Genomic DNA, 6,851 nt, shown 5'->3' on the forward strand with positions numbered 1-6,851 from the left:
CGGAAGTTGCTACAGGCTGCGCTAAATACGAAAATGCCAACCCTAGAGCAATATTTTTTGATGGATGCTAAATGTAGGATTCAGGCAAGCTATAAGCAGCCAGCACAAAACGTGCTGACTGCTTCGGCAAACTGTTGGTTTTGTTCCATCAATGCCATGTGTCCACCTGGTTTTAGGGTGACTCGTTCAGAATAAGGCAATTCTGCTTTCATGCGATCGCTCGCCACAGGTTTTGTCGCTATATCTGAAGCCCCACACATTACCAATACAGGAACGTTAATAGTTGCAAGTGTTTCTGTTTCATCGAACTTCAACATTCCCAGTGTGCCACGAGCCAGAACACCAGGCGAACCCAATGCTGATAATAAACCTGCAAAACTTAGTTGACCGCGTGTTTCAGTACCGGTAAATCCAGATAGTTCGACAGTGATGTACAGGGAACCATTGAAATACGAGAGCCAAGTCATCAACCAAAAAATAGGCCACAGCACTATAGTCAGGTACAACACAGGTTCGAGTAACGGTTTCTGCAATTTACGTGCCAGATTGCTAAAGATGCAAGTTTTTACTGGATTGGTATAAGTAGTATCCACAAGAATTAAGCCAGCCACCCGACTCCCTAATTGCTCTGGAAACAGGCGACAAAATGTTAAGTTAATCATGCCACCCATGCTGTGCCCCAACAAGATAACAGGTTTATCCCCTGCTATGGCAATAACAGCTTCCAAGTCACGGGCATATTTTTCTATAGAGTGATCATTGTTTTTCGGTTTAGAGGATTTTCCTAACCCTGGTAGATCCCAAACAATTACTCGGAAGCGATCGCTCAATTGTCGCTTGGCATAATACCATATAGTACTGTTTGGTCCCCAACCGTGTGACAAGATAATTGGTTGACCATCTTCAGGGCCAAAAAACTCTACTTGCAACACGCTCCCATCTGGACGTGGCAAACGCTGTACGGTTTTGCTACGCATAAACTTGGGTTCCTCGGCTCCAGGACGGCGCAGCAGTGGCAAACTGATAAAACGACCGCCAAAAGTCCACAGAACCATTACTAGTCCAGCCACTAAGTAGGACGTTCCTACAAGTTCTCGTTCGTACCATTCATAAAGAATGTAGATCCCCCCGCCAACTACCCCAACAGACAGCAGTTGAACCAGCCATACAAGTAGAAAATTATGAGGCATGAATATCATGAGCCTAAACCTTGTGATACCTTGTTAACTGCTTTTAGCTTCATACCATAGTTAGAATCATCGAACTTTCACTCCCAAGAATGATTTATACATTGTTGTAAGTGTGATAAAAATGCTGGGTTAGTTGATAAAAAGTGTAGAGTGGCAAAAATAACTATTAATACTCCTGCTTTTTCTTAAGTAACAACTGTTCCGAAGGGGTATAATTTTGAATACAGTTGAGCTATTATCTTATCTTCGTAGCTTAGATATTAAAATTTTTCTTGATGGTGAAAAGTTTCGTTGTAACGCGCCTGAAGGAACTTTTACAGCAAAACTGCGTGCAGAAATTCAAGAGCGTAAAGCAGAAATTATTGAATTTTTAAAAGCAACTAATCGTATTAATAACCACAGCTTTCTACCTCTCGTACCTATTTCGCGGTCTGAAAATCTTCCTCTCTCCTTTGCTCAACAACGGCTGTGGTTTCTTGACCAATTAATCCCTAATAATCCTTTCTATAACATTCCAGTAGCATTACATTTAACAGGTTTGCTCAATAAAGCCGCGTTAGAGCAAACTTTTAACGAAATTGTGCGCCGACACGAAGCTTTACGCACCAATTTTGTCATCGAGTCAGGGCAACCAGTTCAGCTAATTAATCCTACGTTAACTATTACTTTACCAATAATAGATTTACGGCAACTGCCACAAGCCGAACGAGAAATACAAGCACGACAATTCACTAACCAAGAAGCTCAACGTCCTTTCAATTTATCAACTGATTCGTTGCTGCAAGTAAAATTGCTGTGGTTGAATGAGACAGAATACATCCTGCTGCTAAATATGCACCACATTGTTTCTGATGGTTGGTCTATTGGGGTGCTGATTCAAGAGATAGCAGCACTCTACACAGCCTTTACTAGCAATCAACCTTCTCCTTTGCCGAAACTTACAATTCAATATGCAGACTTTGCATACTGGCAACGTCAATGGTTACAGGGGGAAGTATTAGAAAAGCAACTTGGTTACTGGCAAAAGCAATTAGACGGCATTTCTATATTAAATTTGCCAACCGACAGACCAAGGCTAGCTGTTCAAACTTATCAGGGTGCAAGGCAACCTCTGCAATTATCAAAAAGTTTGAGCGAAGCACTTTTAGCTCTTGGACAGCAAGAAGAGGTAACTTTATTTATAACCTTACTAGCAGCATTTAAAATTTTACTTTATCGCTATACACAACAAGAAGATATTGCGATCGGTTCACCTATTGCCAATCGCAACCGTAGTGAAATTGAGGAATTAATTGGTTTTTTTGTCAATAGCTTAGTACTGCGTACCGACCTATCAGGAAACCCAACTTTTCGAGAATTATTGAGTCGAGTCAAAGACGTGGCTTTAGGAGCTTATGCTCATCAAGATTTGCCTTTTGAAAAACTCGTAGAGGAACTACATCCAGAGCGTAATTTGAATCAAAATCCGTTATTTCAAGTGGTGTTTGCCCTGCAAAATGCGCCTATGTCAACATTAGAGTTAACTGGTTTAACTTTAAGCCCATTACCATTTTCTACAGAAACAACACGCTTCGATTTGGAGTTCCACCTGTGGGAGCCAAATACTCAAAATGGTTTATGGGTAGATAGCTCAGAAGGAATTAGTGGGTTTGTAATTTACAGTACTGATTTATTTGATGACGCTACTATCACCAGAATGTTAGGACACTTCCAGACATTACTGGAAGGTATAGTTGCAAATCCAGAACAACCAATTGCACAATTACCACTTTTAAGTGAATTTGAGTTAAATAATTTATTAGTTGAATTGAACAATACTCAGTTATATTATCCTCAAGATAAGTCTATTCATCAGTTATTTGAGAGCATTGCAGAACATAATCCTGATGCGATCGCACTAGTATTTGGCGATGAACAACTCAGCTACAAAGAGTTAAATGTACATAGTAACCAACTTGCACATTATCTAAAAAAATTAGGAGTTAAAGCCGAAGTTTTAGTAGGGCTTTGTGTCGAACGCTCTTTTGATATGGTAATCGGAATGTTGGGCATCCTGAAAGCAGGTGGAGCTTATGTACCTCTAGATCCAAGCTATCCATCTAAACGTTTAAACTTTACGCTTGAAGATGCTCAAGTCTCAGTTTTATTAACTCACGAGCAATGCATTGAACGTTTAGAAAACAATAATTTAAAGATAATCTGTTTAGACAAAAATTGCAAAATTATTGCTCAAGAGATTGAAGATAATCCTCCTTGCGAAGTTTCAGTAAACAACCTTGCTTATGTCATTTATACCTCTGGCTCAACCGGAAAGCCTAAAGGCGTACAAATTGAACATAGAGGATTATTAAATCTAGTTTTTTGGCATCAAAAAGCCTTTGCGGTTTCACCTATTGACCGAGTAACACAGATAGCCGGGATTGCGTTTGACGCTTGCAGTTGGGAAATTTGGCCTTACCTTAGTGCTGGAGCAAGCATCTATATTGTAAATGATGAAATCAGGCGATCGCCTGAATATCTCCGAGATTGGTTAATATCGCAAAAAATCACAATTTCCTTCTTACCAACACCTATAGCAGAGAAGATTCTATTATTAGATTTTCCTGAAGATGCCGCTTTACGAATATTACTTATAGGTGGAGACAAACTAAATCAATATCCTTCAACTTCCCACTATTTTCAAGTATTTAATAATTATGGTCCTACTGAAAACACGGTTGTTACAACTTTCGGTCATATTTCTGCTAAGAATAAAGATAATTTAGCACCTGTAATTGGTGGTGCGATCGCCAACACCCAAGTTTACATCCTAGATAAATATTTACAACCAGTACCCATTGGTGTGCCAGGAGAATTATATATAAGTGGTGATGGATTGGCACGAGGTTATTTAAACCTTCCTGATTTAACAGCGGAATGCTTTATTTATCATAGTTTTACTAATAAGTTAAAGACACGACTTTATAAAACAGGTGATTTAGTCCGCTACCGAGTAGATGGCAACATTGAGTTTTTAACCCGCCTCGACGAGCAAGTAAAAATCCGTGGCTACCGCATTGAGTTGGGCGAAATTGAAGCAGTGCTGAGTCAGCATCCAGCAGTACAGCAAACTGTAGTAATAAGTCGTGAACATGAAAAGGAAAAATGCCTAGTAGCTTATGTGATAGTGAAAGCTGAATACAGCAGTGAGCAGGAGAATATTCAGTTAATGCAATTGCAGAATGAGCAGATTTTGCAATGGCAGATGCTCTATGACGAAACTTATAATCAGCTTGCTGTTGATTCAGATGTAACATTGAATTTTGTCGGTTGGAACAGTAGTTATACAAATCAGCCTATTTCGATAGAGCAAATGCATGAGTGGGTAAATAACCAAGTAGCACAAATTTTGGCTTTGCAACCCAAGCGAGTGTTAGAAATTGGTTGTGGAACAGGTTTAATTCTGTTCAGAATTGCGCCTCACTGCGCTAAATATTGGGGAACAGACTTTTCCTCTGTTTCAATTAACTACATTCAGCAGCAGTTAAAAAAGCAAAAAATGGCGCAGGTAACGCTGTATCAGCAAATGGCTACTGACTTCGAGAAAGTAGAAACAGCAGCTTTTGATGTAGTAATTATGAACTCAGTTGTACAATATTTTCCTACTATTGATTATTTGATTCGTGTATTAGAAGGTGCTGTGAGGGCAACTGCTCCAGGTGGCTTTATCTTCATAGGAGATGTGCGTAGTTTGCCACTTTTGCAAGCTTTCCATGCATCAGTGCAACTAGAGCAAGCTGAATCTTCCTTAACACGTTCCGAATTGCAGCAACAGGTTCAAATGCAAATTTTTCAAGAAACAGAGTTGGTGATTGACCCGGCTTTTTTTAGTGCAATAAAGCAAGACTTTCCTCAGATTAGCCATGTAGAAATTCAACTGCTGCGGGGACGCGATCACAATGAATTAACTCAATTTCGGTATAATGTGATTTTACATATTGATGATGAAAATATTAATAATATTAAAAATGATTCATATCTGAACTGGTCTGAAGAGAATTTAACAGTGTCAGCAGTACGTCAGTTATTAATTGAAACTAAACCAAAAATATTATGTATTAATAATGTACCTAATGCACGGGTTATGGCAGCAGTTAAAACAGCAGAGTGGCTATCAGATGTAGAAGGTTTTAAAACTGTAGGTCAAATGCGTAAAGCTTTGCAAGAATTCAAAAATATAGGAGTAGAACCAGAAGATTTTTATACACTAGATATAAATTACAAAGTTCATATTACCTGGTCACCTTCAAGTATTGAAGGACACTATGATGTTGTTTTTGTACGGCAAAATAGAATAGGTAAGAGAGCTATTTTTCCACATAGTACGACTCACTCTCATTCCTGGCAATCTTACGCCAATAATCCCTTACAAGCCAAAGCTGCGCGTAAATTAGTGCCACAGTTGCAGACTTACACAGTACAAAAACTGCCTGAGTACATGATTCCATCAGCTTTTGTAATATTAGAGTCTTTACCTCTAACAAGTAATGGTAAAGTCAATCGCCGCGCCTTAAGAGCATTCTATTATGATGCAAAGCCCCAATTGTCTGAAAATTACATCGCACCCCGGACTTCTGTGGAACAAGTGTTGATGAAAATTTTTGCTGAGGTTTTAGGACTTAAGCGTGTAGGAATTTATGACAATTTCTTTGAATTAGGCGGTCATTCATTACTAGCAACTCAGCTTGTCTCTAGAGTGCGTGATGCCTTGCATGTCGAGTTATCTTTGCGTAGCGTATTTGAAGCACCGACAATTGCACAAATATCTAAGATAGTGGAAGGCTTTAAAGAAAGCAATCCTCAAAATCAAGCGCCAGTTTTAGTACCATTATCACGTGAAAGTCGGCGGATTAAGTTATCTTCTTTAAACGAAGATACCAAGAGGCGTTAGAGGATGTTTTAAAAGCCGAAGCGAGTAAAAAATCATGCCAGTCACCAAATATGATTATCATTATTGTTTAAGGATCACTTCTTAGTTTTTATTGATTAATTTATTCTTTGGAAGTCCCTCAATCCAACGAAACATATCCATAACCCACCGCATAAAGTTTTCTCCCCGATAGCCACCATCCATCCAAATAGTATTTAACCGCTTTACCTTTTCCTCCATGCGATGGACTCGCCTAAGAACTTTTTTGCCCCTTCCCTACAGGACGCTAACGCGAACACGTTCCGGAATACTCGCAGAAGTAACTAAGACGCGTAAAACCAACCCCAACAAATCCACATTCAAATGCCGTTTGCGTCCATGTATGTTTTTGCCTGCGTCATAACCTACATCTTGGGATATCATCGTTGCTGTTTCCATAGATTGGCTATCAACTGCTGCTTCTGATGGGCTTGGTTCACGTCCTGCTGCCACACGAGTCCACTGATATAATTTGTCGTGAATCTTCAACCAAGTCCCATCTTGATGGGATATTCTCTCTTAGTTTTCCGGCAGGTCTATTTTGTTAATTTAAATATCGATGGTAGCGAGGTCTATAAAATTCCCCAAAATAAACCTTTTGACGTTCCCATCTGAGGACGAGGCGCGGCGATATTTACGTCTATATAAAGCAAAATTAATGCAATAAAGCTATTACGGATTGAAAATTCACGCTTCCCCCTTCTTTGGTTGGC

General features: G+C 39.4%; 2 protein-coding genes and 1 pseudogene. 1 reads left to right on the forward strand and 2 read right to left on the reverse strand.

Translation table 11 applies throughout. The features are described 5' to 3' along the window. Positions 1 to 89: 89 nt before the first annotated feature. On the reverse strand, positions 90 to 1,190 hold the full coding sequence (locus ACFE90_RS12820) for an alpha/beta fold hydrolase (protein WP_375501011.1): 1,101 nt from the start codon (positions 1,188 to 1,190) through the stop codon (positions 90 to 92). A 217-nt stretch (positions 1,191 to 1,407) separates the two neighbouring features. On the opposite strand from ACFE90_RS12820, the gene ACFE90_RS12825 reads away from it, so the two are divergent. Further along, complete coding sequence (locus ACFE90_RS12825) at positions 1,408 to 6,120, forward strand: amino acid adenylation domain-containing protein (protein WP_375501013.1); 4,713 nt, start codon at positions 1,408 to 1,410, stop codon at positions 6,118 to 6,120. A gap of 120 nt (positions 6,121 to 6,240) precedes the next feature. On the opposite strand, the pseudogene ACFE90_RS12830 reads toward ACFE90_RS12825, so the two are convergent. After that, positions 6,241 to 6,639 (reverse strand): annotated as a pseudogene (locus tag ACFE90_RS12830) (transposase); the annotation flags it as partial. Positions 6,640 to 6,851: the final 212 nt, after the last annotated feature.

It is taken from the genome of uncultured Nostoc sp., from assembly GCF_964245445.1.
Lineage (GTDB): Bacteria > Cyanobacteriota > Cyanobacteriia > Cyanobacteriales > Nostocaceae > Nostoc.